18 protein-coding genes are annotated in these 18,284 nt (G+C 50.3%); 3 read left to right on the forward strand and 15 right to left on the reverse strand.

Annotation, left to right across the window (positions count from 1 at the left end; genetic code table 11):
• The 11 genes from lpxA to pyrH all read right to left on the reverse strand — a co-directional run bounded on the left by lpxA (window position 1) and on the right by pyrH (window position 10,938).
• Entirely contained in the window at window positions 1-786 is a 786-nt protein-coding gene (gene lpxA / locus BLP79_RS06305; protein ID WP_090217387.1) for an acyl-ACP--UDP-N-acetylglucosamine O-acyltransferase, read from the reverse strand.
• A gap of 5 nt (window positions 787-791) precedes the next feature.
• Entirely contained in the window at window positions 792-1,256 is a 465-nt protein-coding gene (gene fabZ / locus BLP79_RS06310) for a 3-hydroxyacyl-ACP dehydratase FabZ (protein ID WP_090217389.1), read from the reverse strand.
• 77 nt (window positions 1,257-1,333) lie between these two features.
• Window positions 1,334-1,825 (reverse strand): OmpH/Skp family outer membrane protein, encoded by a 492-nt coding sequence (locus BLP79_RS06315; protein WP_232716244.1) that lies wholly within the window; start codon window positions 1,823-1,825, stop codon window positions 1,334-1,336.
• Between the two features lie 117 nt (window positions 1,826-1,942).
• The gene (bamA, locus tag BLP79_RS06320) at window positions 1,943-4,330 is read right to left on the reverse strand and encodes an outer membrane protein assembly factor BamA (RefSeq protein WP_090217625.1); all 2,388 of its coding nucleotides are present in this window, start codon (window positions 4,328-4,330) and stop codon (window positions 1,943-1,945) included.
• Window positions 4,331-4,694: 364 nt separating this feature from the next.
• Window positions 4,695-6,050 (reverse strand): RIP metalloprotease RseP, encoded by a 1,356-nt coding sequence (gene rseP, locus BLP79_RS06325; RefSeq protein ID WP_090217392.1) that lies wholly within the window; start codon window positions 6,048-6,050, stop codon window positions 4,695-4,697.
• Between the two features lie 9 nt (window positions 6,051-6,059).
• Window positions 6,060-7,226, reverse strand: coding sequence for a 1-deoxy-D-xylulose-5-phosphate reductoisomerase (gene dxr, locus BLP79_RS06330; protein ID WP_090217393.1), 1,167 nt, complete (start codon window positions 7,224-7,226; stop codon window positions 6,060-6,062).
• Window positions 7,227-7,228: 2 nt separating this feature from the next.
• Complete coding sequence (locus tag BLP79_RS06335; protein ID WP_090217395.1) at window positions 7,229-8,008, reverse strand: phosphatidate cytidylyltransferase; 780 nt, start codon at window positions 8,006-8,008, stop codon at window positions 7,229-7,231.
• The gene (locus BLP79_RS06340; RefSeq protein WP_090217396.1) at window positions 8,005-8,745 is read right to left on the reverse strand and encodes an undecaprenyl pyrophosphate synthase; all 741 of its coding nucleotides are present in this window, start codon (window positions 8,743-8,745) and stop codon (window positions 8,005-8,007) included. Before BLP79_RS06340 ends, BLP79_RS06335 begins: the two co-directional genes overlap by 4 nt.
• Window positions 8,746-8,753: 8 nt before the next feature.
• The gene (frr, locus tag BLP79_RS06345; protein WP_090217398.1) at window positions 8,754-9,317 is read right to left on the reverse strand and encodes a ribosome recycling factor; all 564 of its coding nucleotides are present in this window, start codon (window positions 9,315-9,317) and stop codon (window positions 8,754-8,756) included.
• Window positions 9,318-9,385: 68 nt separating this feature from the next.
• Window positions 9,386-10,177, reverse strand: coding sequence for a hypothetical protein (locus BLP79_RS06350; protein ID WP_090217399.1), 792 nt, complete (start codon window positions 10,175-10,177; stop codon window positions 9,386-9,388).
• Between the two features lie 11 nt (window positions 10,178-10,188).
• A complete protein-coding gene (pyrH, locus tag BLP79_RS06355) occupies window positions 10,189-10,938 on the reverse strand; it encodes a UMP kinase (protein WP_090217401.1) in 750 nt (249 codons plus the stop codon).
• Window positions 10,939-11,058: 120 nt separating this feature from the next.
• Here pyrH and miaA point away from each other — a divergent pair, with 120 nt between their 5' ends.
• Both miaA and BLP79_RS06365 read left to right on the forward strand, forming a co-directional pair.
• Window positions 11,059-11,925 carry a tRNA (adenosine(37)-N6)-dimethylallyltransferase MiaA gene (gene miaA, locus BLP79_RS06360; protein WP_090217403.1) on the forward strand — a complete coding sequence of 289 codons (867 nt, stop codon included), beginning with the start codon at window positions 11,059-11,061 and terminating at the stop codon, window positions 11,923-11,925.
• A gap of 324 nt (window positions 11,926-12,249) precedes the next feature.
• Entirely contained in the window at window positions 12,250-12,909 is a 660-nt protein-coding gene (locus BLP79_RS06365) for a helix-turn-helix transcriptional regulator (RefSeq protein ID WP_232716203.1), read from the forward strand.
• Between the two features lie 96 nt (window positions 12,910-13,005).
• Here BLP79_RS06365 and BLP79_RS06370 read toward each other — a convergent pair whose 3' ends face one another.
• From BLP79_RS06370 to BLP79_RS06380, 3 genes are all read right to left on the reverse strand, one after another.
• The gene (locus tag BLP79_RS06370) at window positions 13,006-13,293 is read right to left on the reverse strand and encodes a DUF1330 domain-containing protein (protein ID WP_090217406.1); all 288 of its coding nucleotides are present in this window, start codon (window positions 13,291-13,293) and stop codon (window positions 13,006-13,008) included.
• Window positions 13,294-13,296: 3 nt separating this feature from the next.
• Window positions 13,297-15,948, reverse strand: coding sequence for an alanine--tRNA ligase (gene alaS, locus BLP79_RS06375; protein ID WP_090217408.1), 2,652 nt, complete (start codon window positions 15,946-15,948; stop codon window positions 13,297-13,299).
• A gap of 244 nt (window positions 15,949-16,192) precedes the next feature.
• The gene (locus BLP79_RS06380) at window positions 16,193-16,543 is read right to left on the reverse strand and encodes a hypothetical protein (protein ID WP_090217409.1); all 351 of its coding nucleotides are present in this window, start codon (window positions 16,541-16,543) and stop codon (window positions 16,193-16,195) included.
• 162 nt (window positions 16,544-16,705) lie between these two features.
• Here BLP79_RS06380 and BLP79_RS06385 point away from each other — a divergent pair, with 162 nt between their 5' ends.
• Window positions 16,706-17,137: a DUF4265 domain-containing protein gene (locus tag BLP79_RS06385; protein WP_269799302.1), complete on the forward strand. Its 432-nt coding sequence runs from the start codon at window positions 16,706-16,708 to the stop codon at window positions 17,135-17,137.
• Window positions 17,138-17,172: 35 nt separating this feature from the next.
• Here the strand turns inward: BLP79_RS06385 and recA are convergent, their stop codons facing one another.
• Window positions 17,173-18,243, reverse strand: a complete 1,071-nt coding sequence (gene recA / locus BLP79_RS06390; RefSeq protein WP_090217412.1) for a recombinase RecA — start codon at window positions 18,241-18,243, stop codon at window positions 17,173-17,175.
• Window positions 18,244-18,284 lie beyond the last annotated feature (41 nt).

Raw genomic sequence — 18,284 nt, forward strand, 5'->3', positions numbered from 1 at the left:
TTACCCTCCAGGCGTCAAGAACGAGCGATCACTTTGACCTGTGATAAATCCAACGATTTCTTTCACATAGCTGCTATCAGTTTCATCCCCGAGGCGTCGCGCCCGTTCCTGAAAAGTGCCTTCGCCCTGTGCCAGCATCTGAAAAGCAGCCCTTAAAGCTGTAATATCAGAGCGTTGAACGCCGCGCCGCTTCAAACCAACAAGATTTAGACCGTCCAACTCTCCACGCGGTGCCTGGACAAGCCCATAGGGAATGACGTCATTGGTTACCATTGTAACGGCACCAATAATTGCGCCTTTGCCGATCCTGACCCATTGATGAATACCAGACAATCCGCCAATGATCACATCGTCTTCCAACACACAATGACCCGCCACCGCTGCAGAATTCACGACGATCACACGATCACCGATCTGGGCATCATGGGCTATATGACATCCGGCCATAAAGAGCCCATCATCCCCAATTTTTGTGATACCGCCGCCGCCTTCCGTCCCCGCATTTACGGTCACATGTTCCCGGATGCGATTGCGTTTGCCGATGATTGTTTGGCAGGCTTCGCCCTTAAATTTCAAATCTTGTGGAATTTCACCAAGTACAGCAAAAGAAAACACCACTGTGTCTTCCCCGATCTGGGTATTGCCTGTCACAACCACATGGGATTTCAGCTGAACCCGATCCCCCAGCACAACATTTGCACCAACGACGCAAAACGGACCAATTTCTACATCATCACCTAGGATTGCTCCGTCTTCGATAACTGCACTGGGGTGGATCTGGGACATGATGATTACCCTTCCTGACGGTCAACCATCGCGGTGAACTCTGCCTCAGCGGCAACCTCACCTTCAACACTTGCAACGCCATGGAATTTAAAGATCTTACCACCGGGCTTACCGCGTGTGGTTGTAACCTTCATTTCTAAAACATCCCCCGGAATTACTTTACGGCGGAACTTACATTTGTCGATGTTCATGAAATAGATCAGCAATTCTGTATCGATCATATCCATACCAACACCAAGCATCACACCTGCCGTCTGTGCCATCGCTTCGACAATCGTCACGCCCGGCATAATCGGAGTGCCAGGGAAATGCCCTTGGAAATGGGGTTCATTCATGGTGACGTTTTTAATGCCGCGAGCGGATGTATAGCCGTCAATATCAACAACTTTATCGACAAGAAGAAACGGATAGCGATGTGGCAGAATCCGTTGAATCAGGTGAATATCGGCACTTTTCAGCTCTGCGCTCATGAGAAATTTCCCGTCATTTGATCTTAACTTGAGACGTGGGTATCAACTGTAACAGCTCAGAACAAGGGCACGCGCCCTTATTCCAACGGATCAGTCAGGCGGATACCATCGCCTAAAACAGCATTGATCCGAGCGATCGCGAGCTGTGTGATATCGGCACTGGCAGAGCTTAGGAATACGGTAGATTTTTCAAGAATTGCCCCCGCTCCCGCCTCGATCATGATTTCTTGTAAAATTGGATCTGCAGCTTCTAAAAATTCGCGCCGAGCTGTGTCGCCGATCTCATTGATTTCGCGTAATTTTTGCTCTTGCGTGCGTCGTGTGAGTTGCACTTTTTGATCAAAGGCATCAGCCAACCGACGAAAGGCTTCCGGGTCCATCTCTCCGCGACGGGCAACCAAATCCTGCTCTTCTTCGCGAAGATCCGATTCAATACGCCGATTTTCAGCCGTAAGCACAGCGCCCTCGGCCTCGATCTCTTGCGCGACCCGTTTACCAAAAGTGCTTTCGCGAAAAAACAAATCCGACTGGATCGTCACAACACCACTTTGTGGGACACCAAGATTCAGTACAGTTGTTGGCGCAGGTTGATAATTTTGAGCGTGAAGAGATCCGGCAAAAAATGACGCCGCCCCTAAAACAGAGGCGACGCACCAACGTATATTTGGTCGCTTAACGTTCAAAATCTAGAACCGAGCTTGCAAAGTCAGGTCAAAGTTACGCTCGATATCAAAGTCTTCACTGCTCAGAGGTCGTGAGAAGTTAAAGCGAAGAGGACCAATTCCAGTGGTCCATAACACCGAGAACCCTACAACATGACGCAAGGAGTTTCCTCCTCCAACCACGTTGGCTCCCGCTGTATCAACGTTATCTAATCCAAATAGGGTACCGACATCGTAAAACAGCCCCCCTCGTATACCCAATTCATCCGGTAGCCCCAGAGGGAACTCCGCATCAAAGCGCGCAACTGCGAAATAATTCCCGCCTAAGAAATCGTTAAATGTTGTTGAACCAACTGTCGATTGATCACGTGGCCCAATACCGCCGGGATCAAAACCGCGTAAAAGATCTGGCCCAAGAACAAATCGATCAATTGTACGACTGTTGCCATTGCCCTGGAACATGAATGCGCCAGCTTCAACAGTTGCTCTTAGCGTGACTTCCTCGTTGAAGACCTGTCTTTGCGCGACAAAACGTGCATTGGTTTTCAGGTACTCGGTATCCCCACCAAGACCTGCATAATCTGCGCCAATCTCGAACAGAAAGCTCCGGGTTGGGTCTAGCTGATTGAGTCGGCTATCGTAAGTGTATGTAAAACCAACCGAACTGGTAGATTGGCTCCCCTGCGCGATCTCACTCAGGATAACTGGACCAGCCAGCGGATCTCCAGCGCTGTTATTACCACGCGAAATCATTTCGTCGTCTTCCCAGCTGTAACGCAACTGAAGACGTGTGTTTTCGCCTGTGCTAAACGTTAGCGCGGGGCTAAAGAAAACGCGTTCAGTATCGAATTCAGAGAAGCTTGAATCACTGTTGAGCAACCCAAGGTTCAAATCAAATCGAAGATCACGCCCTAAAAGCAATGGCTCGGTAAAACCGATTGTGTAACGCTCGTTCTCTTGAGTGGTTGCAACATTCAAGGACAACCGTTGCCCACGGCCCAAAAAGTTATCTTCTGACAGGCCAATAGCAACACCAAATCCATCTTCAGCTGAGAAAGATCCACCAAGGTTCAAGGACCCTGTTGGCTGCTCTTCTACATCAACATCGACGATAACTTGGTTTTCGCTGCTCCCATCGCGCACATTTACTGCGGCATCAGAGAAGAACCCCAACGCCCGAATACGTTCAGCAGATTCGCGGATTTCACGCGGGTTAAAGGGATCTCCTTCAACCGTTCGGAAACGCTGACGAATAACACGATCCAATGTCGTCGCATTGCCTTCGATATCGATACGTTCCACAAAAATACGCGGTCCGCGCACAAGCGCAAATTCCACATCAATCGAAAGGTCACGATCATTCCGCGTTAAGCGTGGTTCAACCCGTAAGAAGTCGACCCCTTCGCGAACACCCAAGCGCTCAAGCGCTGTTACAGCATTATCGACCACATTCGGCGAATAAGTCATGCCTGGTTTGATCCGTAAAACAGATTCATACAGATCTGGATCAATCTCAGCCAATTCGCTACTCAGCGTAATTTCACCAAAGCTGAACTGCTGGCCTTCAGTGACATCCACAACTAGGAAGACGCCATCACGTTCTTCTGTCAGTTCAGCATTCGCACTATTTACGCGAAAATCCACATATCCCCGCGACAGATAGAAATCGCTTAGCAATTGGCGATCAAAATCAATGCGATCTTGAATAAGCGTGTCCTTATTGATGAAGTCACGCAAAAGGCCTGCTTGTTTTGTTTCCAGAACACGACGTAAGCGACGGTCAGAATATGCACGGTTTCCAACAAATGAAACACGTTCAACTTCTGTCGTATCCCCTTCAGCGATTTCAAAAATCAAATCGACACGATTGTTATCGCGGCGAATAATTCGTGGTGTCACCCGGGATGCCAGACGCCCTTGTGCACTATAGATTTCCGCAATTTGATTTGCATCACGTTCCGCGATGGTTGGGTTAAAAACACGACGCGGTGCAGATTCGATCGCTTCCGTCAGAACGTCATCTTTGACCCGACGGTTGCCTTCAAACCCGATACGGTTGATCGTCGGAAATTCAACAACCTTAATAACAAGTGTGTTTCCATTGGGAACAATTTCAACGCTTTCAAAAACGCCGCTGTCCAAAATGCGTTGGTTGGCTGCATTCAATTGGCCGCCACTGATGGCCTGCCCGCGTTCCAACCCTGTAAACGCCACAATAGTTGACGCTTGAATACGCTGATTGCCTTCTACGCGAACATCAGTGAACCGGAAAGCCTGCGCCATAGAAACATCTGGCAAAGCCGAAAAACCAACAGCAACGGCGATTGACAAAGCCGAAACTTGCCGCATCAATATGTTGCTGCGTTTCTGACGCCCACCACAGGATTTACCCGCTGCATTGCCCCAAGCCATCATTTTTAACCCACTTTATCGCAACTTTTTACATGTGCGTAACGGGTTTGAAGACCGTTGTCAAAAGCAACTCTACCGTGTCAAAGCTGTTAGCAAGAACAGGCGCATTTTAACAACGTTTTAAGGGTCATTGAACGATCAGAGCCAAGCCCAAATATAGACTTCCGATGATCAAAGAGGCCGTCAAAAACAAATCAAAATTGAGGCGAAGCAACAGATTCAGGCCTTTGTAGGAAAAATTCATCTTTTGCATGATATCTCCACATCAGTTTTGCACGACACACGCGAGATCTCCCCCGCTTAACAAAACTTTAATGGAGGAATGTGGCAGCAGTTTGGCACCGCCACACACCCTGTTGTGATATCAGCAAAACAGATCGTTGCTGAGCGAGAAAACCATCATCGACAACACCAGAGCGATACCAACGGTCATCAAAACTTGCATAACACGATCACGCGGTGGGCGACCGACCACGGCCTCATAAGCGTAAAAGACCAAATGCCCGCCATCGAGCGCTGGGATTGGGAAGAGGTTTAACATACCGATGCCTGCAGAGATCAGAGCAACCAAACGAAAGAAGCTGTCAATTCCCTGACTGGCAACCGCGCCAGAGGTCTCAGCGATACCAATTGGACCCGAGAGATTACAGGTACTGATATTGCCTAAAATCATATGTCCCAGGCCTGATAGCGACATCTGAATAACATTGCCAACCTGTGCAACGCCGCTCCCAATTGCAGTGCCAACACCGACGGTTTCAGTGGCAGGATCAAATGCCATTCCACCGCCAATTCCGATACGCCATTTCACTTCGAATCCGCCACCGGGCTGCGGCTCATCCGTGCGTCGTGGCGTCAACGTTTCTTCGAACTCTGCGCCATTGCGCCAGATATCCAACACCAAAGGGGCACCATTACCGCCTTCAACCGCTTCGCGAAGCTGGGAAAACTCATAGACGGGCGCACCATCGATAGCGGTGATAACATCACCGGGTTGCAGATTGATATCTGAGGCCGCGCTGCGAGGGGCTACGAAACGAACCAGCGTCGGCGACAAGACTGGCCCTGCGACCTCTTGCTCAACCCCATCTCGCAACACACGATAGCCCAAGACCTCTTGCATTGGTATGGCATCTGTAAAACGCGTCCAAGCTTCGCCATTTGCGAGACTTGGCACTTTAATACCTTCAACGGCTAGGATTTCATCACCAGCTTGCAGGCCATAAACCTCACCGGTCGACGCCGCTGGAAGATCGATCACCTGCCCCACAGTCAACGGATCACGTGCAGCCCCAGACGACAAAATCAACACTGTAAAAATCACAGCAGACAGCACGAAATTGAACACAGGCCCAGCGGCCACCGTTGCAGCCCGCGCCCACAATGGCGCACCATGCATTGTGCGCCGCAATTGCGCAGGATCGATTTCCGCCATAGCATCTGCATCTTTTCCCGAAGCGGCATTCGCATCGCCGAGAAATTTTACAAAACCGCCAAATGGCAAAAGCGCGATTTGCCAACGTGTGCCATGCCGATCAACGCGGCTACACAATACCGGGCCAAAACCAAGCGAGAACACCTCAGCATGGATACCCGACCATCGGCCAACGATATAATGCCCGTATTCATGCACCGCGACGACAATCGAAATCACCGCAATAAAACTCACGATGGTAAAAGCAAAACCGCTGATTTGCGGTAAGAAGGAGGCTAGGTCCAAGGGTTTATCCTATATTCTCGTGACACGCTCATCGGCGGCCATTCTGGCCAGATGGTCAACATGCGCCACACTATCAAGGGTCATTGAGGCATCAATGAGGCCAGGCTCTCGGTCAAGAGCTGCCATCACCCATTCGGTCAGATCAGCCATGTCTAAAAAGCCGATACGTCCAGCGATAAAATGATCTAACGCACGTTCTTTTGCCGCATTAAACACAGCCCCCATTAGGCCACCTCGTGCCATGGTCTCACGAGCGAGACGCAACGCTGGGTAACGCTGATCATCCGGTGCGTGGAAGTTCAACTGGCCAATCCTGGTCAGGTCTAGACGTTCTACCGGCAAAGGCTTGCGTTCAGGCCAATGCAACGCATAACCGATCGCATGACGCATATCAGCTGCGCCAACATGGGCCATCAGTGCGCCATCTTGAAACCCCACCAACGCGTGAACCAAAGATTCAGGATGTACCAACACCTCGATCTGCTTTGGATCTACCCCAAAGAATTCACGTGTTTCAATGACTTCCATGGCTTTGTTAAACATCGATGCACTATCGATTGTGATCCGTTGCCCCATGTCCCAGTTTGGATGCGTAGATGCTTGTTCGACTGTTGCTTTGGCAAGGTCTTCTAACGGCCAATCACGAAAAGCCCCACCAGACGCTGTGATAAGAATACGTTCAACAGCTGATAACTCTTCCCCAACAAGGCCTTGAAAGATAGCTGAATGCTCGCTGTCTACGGGGAGAATGCGCGCCTTGGATCGCGCTGCTGTGCCCAGCAGTAAACGACCAGCGCAGACCAAGGATTCCTTATTGGCAAGCGCAAGAGTCGCCCCCTGTTCAAGTGCGACGATACCGGGCTTTAGCCCCGCCGCGCCCACAATTGCCGACATGACCCAGTCCGCAGGTCGCGCTGCAGCCTCAGCCAACGCCATCTCGCCGGCTGCAGTTTTAACACCGCTTCCGGCAAGTGCTCTCTGCAATTCCTCCAGCTTTTCTGGATAAGCAGTCACAGCTATATCGGCTTTTAGCGCAATTGCATCTTTCGCAAGTTGCGCAATATTGCTGCCACCTGTTAATGCAACAACATCATATTCCTCAGGTGCTCGCCGAATTAGGTCAATCGTATTTTGTCCAATCGACCCTGTGGCTCCAAAAATCGAGACACGGCGCATACTTAAAGCCCCCAAAGAGCCGCTATCAGCAAAAAGACTGCAGAAGCCCCAAGCATGCCATCAAAGCGATCAAAAAGCCCACCATGACCAGGGATAATATCGGAGCTATCTTTGACACCGGCCTGGCGTTTCAGCGCGCTTTCAGCAACATCACCAGCCTGACTGGCCATCGATATGACAATGGACAACAAAACCAGCGTTCCTCCCGTATTAAGCGGCGCGGCAAAAGCCATGCCAACCCCGGCGGCAGCAATCCAACCAGAGGCGGTGCCTGACCATGTTTTCTTAGGGCTAATGCGTGGCCAGAACTTTGGGCCACCAATGATTTTTCCGGCGAAATACCCAACGACGTCCGTCGCGATCACCACAGAAACCAACCACAACAGAACACCTGTTCCATAAGAGTTGCGCAAGAAAACGAATCCCAGTGCTGCGCACATGATCCAGATTGAGAAAATCAGGAACTTTTTCTGTGTATCGCCCTTTGCCTCCCGCAGTCCGACAATGGTCGGTAGCGCCAGAACACATATTGCAAGCCAGATCGGTGTGATGGACGCAACGATGAGTGACACAGCCCCCAACAGGCCAAATTTCAAAGACCGGATTGATTGTCCTTGCCACAACATCCCTGAGAGCTCCCAAAGGATGCCACCGCAAACAGCCGCGATCACGACATTAAAAACCATGCCCCCTGCCCAAATGGCAAAAAAGCCAATGGCCAACATAACAACAGCTGAAAGGATACGGGGGCGCAAATCAGCCCAGCGGCTAAGACGGTTCATGTTTTCACGGCACCAAAGCGGCGATCACGGGCTCCAAATTTCCCGCAGAGACGCCCCATTTCTTCGGCCGTAAAATCAGGCCATAGCGTATCGATGAATTCATATTCCGCATAAGCTGACTGCCAAAGCAGAAAATTAGAAATTCGCGCTTCACCACTGGTTCTAATCACCAAATCTGGATCGGGCAAAACATGCGTATCCAGATATTTGGGCAGCGTCTCTTCGTCCACATTTTCGGGGTCCAAAGCACCGCTTGCGACATCTTGTGCCAAACGCTTGGTTGCGCGCGCAACCTCATCGCGACCGCCGTAATTCAGCGCAATCGTCAAATGGGTTCCTGTATTACCGGCCGTCTTCTCTTCGAGCCGGTCCATTAACGCAATTAATTTCGCATCCAAACGTGGCCGATCTCCGATAAATCGCACCCGCACATTTTGCTCAGCAAGGGCGTTCATCTCTTTGGAAATATATCGCCGGAACAAGCTCATCAAACCGGCGACTTCCACCTGGGTGCGCTTCCAGTTTTCCGTCGAAAAGGCAAAAATAGTGAGATATTTCACACCAAGTGCGGGACAACACTCAACCACTTCACGAACCCGGCGCGCCCCTGCGTGGTGCCCAAACAAACGAGGCCTGCCCCGTGATTGTGCCCAACGTCCATTGCCGTCCATGATAATCGCAACATGGCGCGGGCCTTCACCCGCGCCGGTTTTGCTGTTTTTTGCAGCTACATCCATGTCAGGTGTCAGACCTGCATAATTTCGGCTTGTTTGGTCTCAAGCGCCTGATCAACCTGTTTGATCATGCCATCCGTCAACTCTTGCACTTCAGATTCCCACAGCTTCTGGTCGTCCTCAGACATCCCATCCGCTTTGGCTTTCTTGATCTGGTCCATCCCATCACGACGCACATTGCGAACCGCAACACGAGCATTTTCAGCATATTGGCCAGCAACTTTGCCCAACTCACGGCGACGTTCTTCGTTCAGTTCAGGAATAGGCAACATAATAATGGTGCCGTTGAGCTGTGGATTGATCCCAAGGCCGCTTTCACGGATGGCTTTTTCCACTTTACCGACAAGTCCCTTGTCCCATACGTTGATGGTCACCATGCGAGGTTCTGGTACGTTAACAGTCCCCACCTGGTTGATTGGCGTCATGGACCCATAGGCATCAACCATAATGGGATCCAGCATAGAGCCAGACGCCCGGCCAGTACGCAGGCTTGCAAATTCAGTTTTCAGATTAGCCATGGCACCATCCATACGGCGCTGCAGGGCATCGGTATCCAGTTCAAAATCGTCAGACATTCTGCTCTCCCCTATTTGAGGCATTCTGGTGAAAGCTCTTAAGGCATGGACCTTCGATTGTATAGCAATCAGTTCTTATAGCTACACAAGGGCGGTCGATTGACACCTTTTTGATTGTAACTCAGTCCTTCACGCCAACCCGCTGCAGCAGTAATCAGATAATATTCCATCCAGAACCAAGCATTTGGATTGTCTTGCTGGCCAAGTTGCGCAACAAAATTTGGCCCATGTGGAACCCTGCTATCACACACACTGTGCTTTGAAAGAAATCGGACATAATCAGAAAACCGCTCTTCGTATCCTGCCCGAGCCAACCGCGCTTGATTAGCGTATTCAGTCGTTGGGCAAGCGCTTTCATCAATCACCAGATACCCAGCTGGTACAGTCTGCGCCTCGTCCGAAAAGAAAGCGATATCCCCAGCGATAAGAGCCCCTGCTACTGTGGAAAAGAAATCTTGAAATGCTTTTTCCCTTTTGAACCAAAATACATCGTATATCTGGTCTAGATCATCAAGATAGCAACCGGGTTGGTTGGGATAGGCGTCCGGTGCTGAGATGAATTTAGCTATAAATGGATCGTCAAGCGTATAACGCGGAGTGATCTTTGGCAGCCTGATCGTACATATGCTGTCATCAAGCACCACCCAATCGCGCTCTTGTTTGGCTTGACCTGCAGCCAACGAACGTTCTGTAAGGTTTTCTATTCCAGCAAGATCAATACCTTGCGCCGCAGCTTTTTGCAGAACAGGCGCACCAATCGTGCAGCCCTCGTGTTCTAGAAATGAAATCAAATCAACATCTTCCGCCTGCCCCAAAGCAGGCAGAAGAATCAGAGCACTTAAAAGCTCTTTTAATTTCAACAGGAAACCCTTTACCCTTGTACGCGAGTATAGGTGCCCTGACCTGACAAAATCCCCTTGAACCCACCAGGTTCATCCAGTGAGAACACAAGCAAGGGCAGATTGTTGTCACGTGCCAACGCAATCGCCGACGCATCCATAACCTTCAAGCGTTTTGCCAGAACATCGTCATAGGTCACTGTATCATAGCGAACAGCGTCAGCATGTTCTTTTGGATCTTTGTCATAAACGCCATCAACACCGTTTTTGCCCATCAAGATGGCCTCACATGCCATTTCATTTGCGCGCAACGTGGCGGCGGTATCAGTCGTGAAATAAGGATTGCCTGTGCCCGCAGCAAAAATGCAGACACGTTTCTTTTCAAGGTGACGCACAGCGCGGCGTCGAATGTAAGGTTCAGCCACCTCATCCATACGGATCGCAGAGATAACACGGGTAAACACGCCAAGCCCTTCAAGCGCAGACTGCATCCCCAGGGCGTTCATAACGGTTGCCAACATGCCCATATAGTCGGCGGTTGTACGTTCCATACCTTGGGCTGATCCTGAAAGGCCACGGAAGATATTCCCACCCCCAATGACCATGCAGATCTCAACGCCCATATCATGAACCGCTTTCACCTCTTTAGCGATACGCTGAACGGTGGGCGGATGCAGGCCAAACCCCTGATCTCCCATCAGGGCTTCGCCTGAAATTTTTAACATCACGCGCTTATATTTAGCCGCGAGAATATCATCCGGCTGATCCAGGTTAATGGGCATGTTGCGCTCCGCAATTTGTAGGGGTTATTTTGTCGGCAAAATGAAGCAAATCGCAGCTAGGATCAATCCATCGATCTTGGAAATGCTGCAAATTGTATCGCAACAGTCAGGATTTTTAAGATGAAGCTGCCCTCGATCGATCAAACATCCCCTATTTTGATCGCTGGACCAACAGCATCCGGAAAATCTGAACTCGCTCTTCAATTGGCCGAGACCTATGGCGGCGTGATTGTGAATGCAGATGCCAGTCAAGTCTTTGATTGCTGGCGGGTGATCACTGCCCGCCCTTCGGCCGCAGACGAGGCCCGCGCCCCACATCTCCTTTATGGTCATAAACCGTTTGATGCAGCCTATTCAGCCGGTCATTGGTTACGTGAAATCAAAACCCTATTGAAATCGGAAGCTCATGAGAGGTTGATTATCGTTGGCGGAACGGGGCTTTATTTTAATACATTGACCAAAGGTATGGCCGACATCCCTGCGACGCCCCCAGAGATTCGCGCAGAAGCAGACCAAGTTTCATTATCAAAGTTGCTTGCCGATCTAGAGGAAGACACAAGGGAACGCATCGATTGTAACAATCGCATGCGCGTACAGCGGGCTTGGGAAGTTCAACGCGCAACCGGACGAAGCCTCACATCTTGGCAAGATGGCACACCTCCGCCAACACTCCCTCTCGCACAGTGCATTCCTTTACATCTTGTCTCTGACAAAGAATGGCTGGAAGATCGCATTCGAAGACGATTTGACATGATGATTGCAGCCGGTGCGCTTGAGGAAGTGGAGCAAATGCTGTCACGCTACGACCCCTCTCTTCCATCCTGTAAAGCAATAGGTGTTCCTGAACTTATATCTTATCGTCGCAACCTCATCTCCCTTGATGAAGCACGCGAGCGCGCATCAGTGGCCACACGACAATTCGCAAAACGTCAGCGTACCTGGTTTAGATCTAAAATGCGTGATTGGCACTCGGTCCATTTACAGTAGAGATATTTTACAATCACAACCTTAAAGAGAAATATCTGATCATACGCACAGCTATATTAAATTTTAATTAAAGTTTACCGATGGACCTTGAAATGCTGTAGTAACACAGTTGTCTTTTCAGTTCGAATCACTTGCTGAGACTTGGAAAGCATCACCGTTCATTTGTATTCCGTTTGCCCTATGCCTTTAACACTTCTTTCAAGTAATTCCGTACAGGTCTTAACTTTGCCGCAGCTCAGCACTGCAGGTGATTGGCAGATAGAATTGTCGCACCACCGTCAACGCGATCTTCTGATCTGGTTATCGCAAGGCCAAGGCGATCTAATGTTTGATGGGCAGCGCATGACCGTCAATGCCAATGATGCATTGTTTATTCCGGCAGGAACGCTTTGGTCTTTAAAGACAATGTCGCAAACATCTGGACGGTGTTTACAGCTCCCTACCCATCACCGCTCCTCTATCCTCACCCACCCTTTGGTACATAAAATGGAAGGCGCGTGGGACCGTAGATACTTGTCAGCGCTTTTTGAGCAATTACAGCGTGAACAGAATTCAAAACGCGAAGGTTGGCAAAGCGCGATGTCTTCTTTGGCGCATGTTTTGCAGATCCACGTCAATCGAAACATACCAGCGCCCCAAACCCTGACCGCAGCACAACGATTGAGCCGCGCCTATTGTGAACGCGTTGTCGCGCATTACCGCGAGAATATCACCATGGCGGAACATGCAAATGCGCTACAGGTCACGCCAACGCATCTTACACGCGTCTGCAAAGCAGAAACAGGCAAAACAGCTGCGATGCTTTTAACAGAGCGTCAGCTTTATTCTGCGCGTGCCCTACTGGCTTTTAGTGACCTTCCGATCCAAGATATAGCCGCGCAACTTGGGTTTGGCAGTCCCGCCTATTTTACGCGCTTTATTTCGCAGCACACTGGAAATACGCCCAGTCGGTTGCGTAAAGTCGCACAACTGGATGTCGCATAACAGTTGACCGCGCATGTCGCCTCATATTTGACACAAGACATACTACAAGCAAAAAAAACCGCAGCTATAACCACTGCGGCCTCACCACCATAAAGATTACTCTGTAACCTCTACGACAAGTAATTCACGCTCTGATGCATCCCGCGCATGGGATAGAGCCTCTTGGTAATCCGCACTATTGTAACAGGCGACCGCAGCTTCAACGCTTGGAAATTTTGCGACCACGTTACGTGGACGCTCTTTTCCTTCAAGCTGAACATACCGCCCACCGCGTGCAATAAAGCTGCCACCATGTTTGGCAATCGCTGGGCCTGCCAATTCTGCATATTTCCCATAAGATTCAGAATCTGTGACAGTTACATGCGCAATCCAAAGTGCACTCATATCTTAACCCTCCAACAATCGTTCAGCAGCAGCAATCGCATCTGCGGCGCCTGAGAAATCTTTCCCGCCGCCTTGCGCCATATCTGGGCGGCCACCGCCACCTTTGCCACCTACAGCGGGAACCGCAGCCTTTAGTACATCAACCGCAGAAATCTGTTCTTTCAGATCATCTGTTACACCAGCGGCAACCGCTACTTTCCCGCCGTCATCTGCAATGAGCAGGATAACACCGGATCCGATCTTTTGCTTATGTGCATCAATCAAGCCGCGTAGATCTTTGCCAGACACTCCTTCAAGCGCCTGCCCCAGGAAAGTCTTGCCATTGATCTCTTTGGTTTCAGCACCTGCGCCACCACTACCCCCCATCGCAACCTCACGCTTGAGGTTCGCAACTTCATTCTGCAAGGCTTTGCGCTCGTCCATCAACGCCTTTAGGCGATCCACCACTTCAACCGGCTGCGCCTTGAGCGCACCCGCAATTTCAGCCATGCGCCCGGCTTCGGTTGCCAGATAATCAAAGGCCGCTGCACCTGTCAGCGCTTCAATCCGGCGTACCCCAGCGGAAGACGCGCTATCGCCTAGGATCACAAAGGTGCCAATGTCCCCTGTCTGTTTGACATGAGTACCGCCGCATAATTCGATTGAATAGGTTTCGCCGTCCTGACCCTTACCGGTTTCGGCACGCCCCATTGATACAACACGGACTTCTTCCCCATATTTTTCACCAAACAGGGCTTGCGCACCCAAAGCGCGTGCATCATCCGGTGTCATAATACGGGTTGTAACTGCACTGTTTTGGCGAATAAAATCATTCACTTCCCGGCTCACAATAGACAGTTCTTCGCTGCTCATCGCTTTATTGTGGCTGAAATCAAACCGCAGGCGATCGTTTGCATTCAACGATCCCTTCTGCGCCACATGATCACCTAGGGCATTGCGTAGTGCTTCATGAAGCAGGTGCGTGGCAGAGTGGTTGGCCCGGATCTGCGCACGACGCCCATGATCCACAACCATGGCTGCACCAGCCTCCACAGAAACTTCACCCTCAGTGACCTCTGCGATATGTAAGAACAGGCCTTCAACTTTTTTGGTGTCCGTTATCGTCGCCGCACCACCTTCGATCGTCAACTGACCACTGTCACCGACTTGGCCACCGCTTTCTGCATAAAATGGCGTCTGGTTCAAAATAACCTGAACGCTATCGCCTTTGACAGCCTTATCAACCTGCAAACCATCTTTCACGATGGCCACGATTTGGCCTTCTGCTGTTTCGGTTTCATAGCCAAGAAACTCGGTTGAGCCTTTGGCATCCAGAATATCGAAGTAAACTTTTACGTCCGCGGCTTCACCCAGACCAATGCCACCTGCACGTGATTTTTCTTTCTGTTCTTTCATCGCCGCATCAAAGCCGTCCGTGTCGACCTCAATCTCTTTTGCACGCAGCGCGTCCTGTGTCAGATCAAGCGGGAACCCATAGGTGTCATACAGTTTAAACGCAGTTTCACCCGGTAGCGTATCGCCTTTATCCAGATCTGCAGAAGCATCATCCAGCAGCTTCAACCCACGATCTAAAGTTTTCAGAAAACGGGTTTCTTCCTGTTCAAAAGTCTCTTCGATCAGCGCCTGCCCCTGTCCAAGTTCAGGATAGGCCGCCCCCATTTTCTGTACCAATGATGGCACGAGCTTGTGCATCACTGGATCTTTTGCCCCCAACAAAGACGCATGGCGCATCGCCCGGCGCATAATACGGCGCAGCACATAGCCGCGTCCTTCATTGGAGGGCAAAACACCTTCTGCAATCAGGAACGAACAAGAGCGCAAATGATCCGCAATGACCCGATGATGAACATTCTGATCGCCAAAGGGGTCAGTATTGGTTGCATCAGCAGAGGCTTCGATCAACGATTTAAACAGGTCGGTTTCATAGTTGTCATGGGTACCTTGCAAAAGCGCCGCAATCCGCTCCAACCCCATACCGGTATCAATGGATTGCATATCCAAATCCACCATAGACCCATCTGCGAAACGCTCGTTCTGCATGAAAACAAGGTTCCAGATCTCGATGAACCGGTCTCCGTCTTCCTCGGGGGAACCGGGAATACCGCCCCAGATATGATCGCCGTGATCGTAGAAAATTTCAGTACATGGGCCACAGGGACCGGTGTCGCCCATCTGCCAAAAGTTATCCGAGGTCGCGATACGGATAATACGGTCCTCTGGAACACCAAGTTTCTTCCAGATTTCAAAGGCTTCATCATCGGTGTGATAAACAGTGGTCAACAGGCGTGACTTATCGATCGCAAATTCTTTGGTGATTAGCTCCCACGCAAAGGGGATCGCGTCGTGTTTGAAATAATCGCCAAAGGAAAAGTTGCCGAGCATTTCGAAAAACGTGTGATGGCGCGCGGTGTAGCCGACGTTATCGAGATCGTTGTGCTTTCCGCCTGCGCGCACACATTTCTGCGAGGTTGTGGCACGCACATAGTCCCGCTTTTCGACGCCGGTAAAACAGTTCTTGAACTGCACCATCCCTGAGTTGGTGAACATCAAGGTCGGATCGTTGCGCGGCACCAAGGGGCTGGAGTCCACAACTTCATGGCCTTGTTTGGCAAAATAGTTGAGGAAGGTGGAACGAATATCGTTAAGGCTCGGCATCTCGGGATCTCTTTTTCAGAGGGAATTATAGCATCTGATCCGGTGTATCCCGGCGCTGGGGTGCTGTCCACAGGGGGTGTTGTGATAAACCCCTGATGCTGTGAAATATCCACGCAAGGTCATGTGGTGGCGTCGCTTACCTGACGATGAGCTTAGGCTGTGTCTGTTATCACGCACGGGATGACAGACACGCCGAAACTTCCCAATTGATAGAGTGAAATTGGCGTACTCTTTTACTTGTGCGTTACTCGCCGTCGTTTTCTTTGAAGTAATATGGTGAAAAAGGAGCGTCGAAATGTCCGTCACTGAACATATCATTCACATAATCTGGAAGCATCTCTCCCAGTAATTCATAGTACGCAGTGTGGAGCAGTTTATATGCGCGAGGATCATCAAAGCTGCCCAAAAATTCGTTCACCTGGTCGACGGTCTGATAGTGTAACGGCTGATGAAAGAAGCGGTTAAATTCGCCGAGTGTGGCGTGAACTTTCAATAGATCTCGCAATGGCACTTGTACGGTGGTGTTAGCATCAATTTTTTCGTCGATACCGTAGTTTGCGCATGCGATCAGATCTTTTGAGTATGTCTTCGCCATCGAGTTTCTCATTTTTGTGAAATATTGCTACATAGCTGAGCGCGTAATCAGTAATGTCTGGACGAGATGGTGAAGATACCGAATTTCCGCGTACGTTAAATTATAGGGTGAAGTTTTTATATTAGAATTCAATAGGAATTAAGGACGTTAAATGGAAAAGATATTTTTGATCGACAAGATGATGCATGGCACGGGTTCGCTTCTGAAAGTGTATGGGCGACCAATCTTGGTAAAGGTTTATTCAAGATGGAGAACTCCCTGTTTTTCGCAAAAGGGGTTAGTTTCGAGGACATTGTTGAAACTCAGTTGATCGACGGACGAAACACCTTCGTAAAAACGATCACTAGATCGGGCCATTCAACCTATCGCATTGTGACAGTTGCAAACTGTATACCAGAGGCTTTTGAACGCTTCTGGCGGCCTTTACAGAACGCCGGCTGCCTGTTTGAGAGTGGCGATTTTGGCTTTGTTCTTTATTCGGTCGACGTACCTGCAAACGCGGATATTAGTCTAGTATATGCTCTTCTTGAAGAAGGCGAGCGGAACGGGATTTGGGATTTTGAAGAGGCGCACTTTGGCCATTCAGTGATATGAGAAGGGCGCAGCCGAAGCTGTGCCCTTCTCATAAATCACCCCTCAAGAATATCGTCATCCTCGGCGATCTCAGGCTTTTCAAACTCCAGCCCATGTGAGGCGCGGATTTTGTCTTCGATCTCATAGGCTATGCTGGGGTTTTCCTTCAGGAAGGTCTTGGCGTTTTCACGCCCCTGCCCGATGCGTTCATCCCCATATGAGAACCACGCCCCCGATTTATTCACAATCCCGGCGGTGACGCCCAAATCCAAGAGTTCACCCATTTTCGAGATGCCCTCGCCATACATGATATCGAATTCGACCTGTTTGAACGGGGGGGCGACCTTGTTCTTGACGATTTTCACGCGGGTGGCATTCCCTACGACCTCATCCCGGTCTTTCAATGCGCCGATACGGCGGATATCCAACCTAACAGACGAATAGAATTTCAACGCATTCCCGCCGGTAGTCGTTTCGGGCGAGCCGAACATAACGCCGATCTTCATGCGGATCTGGTTGATGAAAATAACCATACATTTAGAGCGCGAGATGGAGCCTGTCAGCTTGCGCATAGCCTGGCTCATCAAACGGGCCTGAACGCCAACATTGCTGTCACCCATATCGCCTTCGAGTTCAGATTTCGGCGTCAGCGCCGCAACCGAATCCACAATCACCATGTTCACCGCACCCGAGCGCACCAGCGTGTCGGTGATTTCCAGCGCTTGTTCGCCAGTGTCGGGCTGTGAAATCAACAGCTCATCGAGATCAACGCCCAGCTTGGCCGCATACTGTGGATCTAGCGCGTGCTCCGCATCAACAAAGGCACAAACACCGCCCTTTTTCTGCTGCTCTGCTATACAGTGCAGCGTCAATGTCGTCTTACCCGAGCTTTCGGGGCCGTAAATTTCAACGATACGACCCATTGGCAAACCGCCAATGCCCAGTGCAATGTCCAACCCCAGAGAGCCGGTGGACGAGGCTTCGATCTCTTGCAACGGATTACCGTCGCCCAATTTCATGATTGAGCCCTTGCCAAATTGCCGCTCAATCTGTGCCAAAGCGCTATCGAGCGCTTTTTGCTTGCCGTCGTCGTTCTTGTTCTTTTTCATGGTCAAAAGATCCGCCATAGTCCCTTGTCCCTTTCTATGTGTCATACCCGCGCGTCGGC

Origin of the sequence: Epibacterium ulvae (assembly GCF_900102795.1) — a bacterium.
Lineage (GTDB): Bacteria > Pseudomonadota > Alphaproteobacteria > Rhodobacterales > Rhodobacteraceae > Epibacterium > Epibacterium ulvae.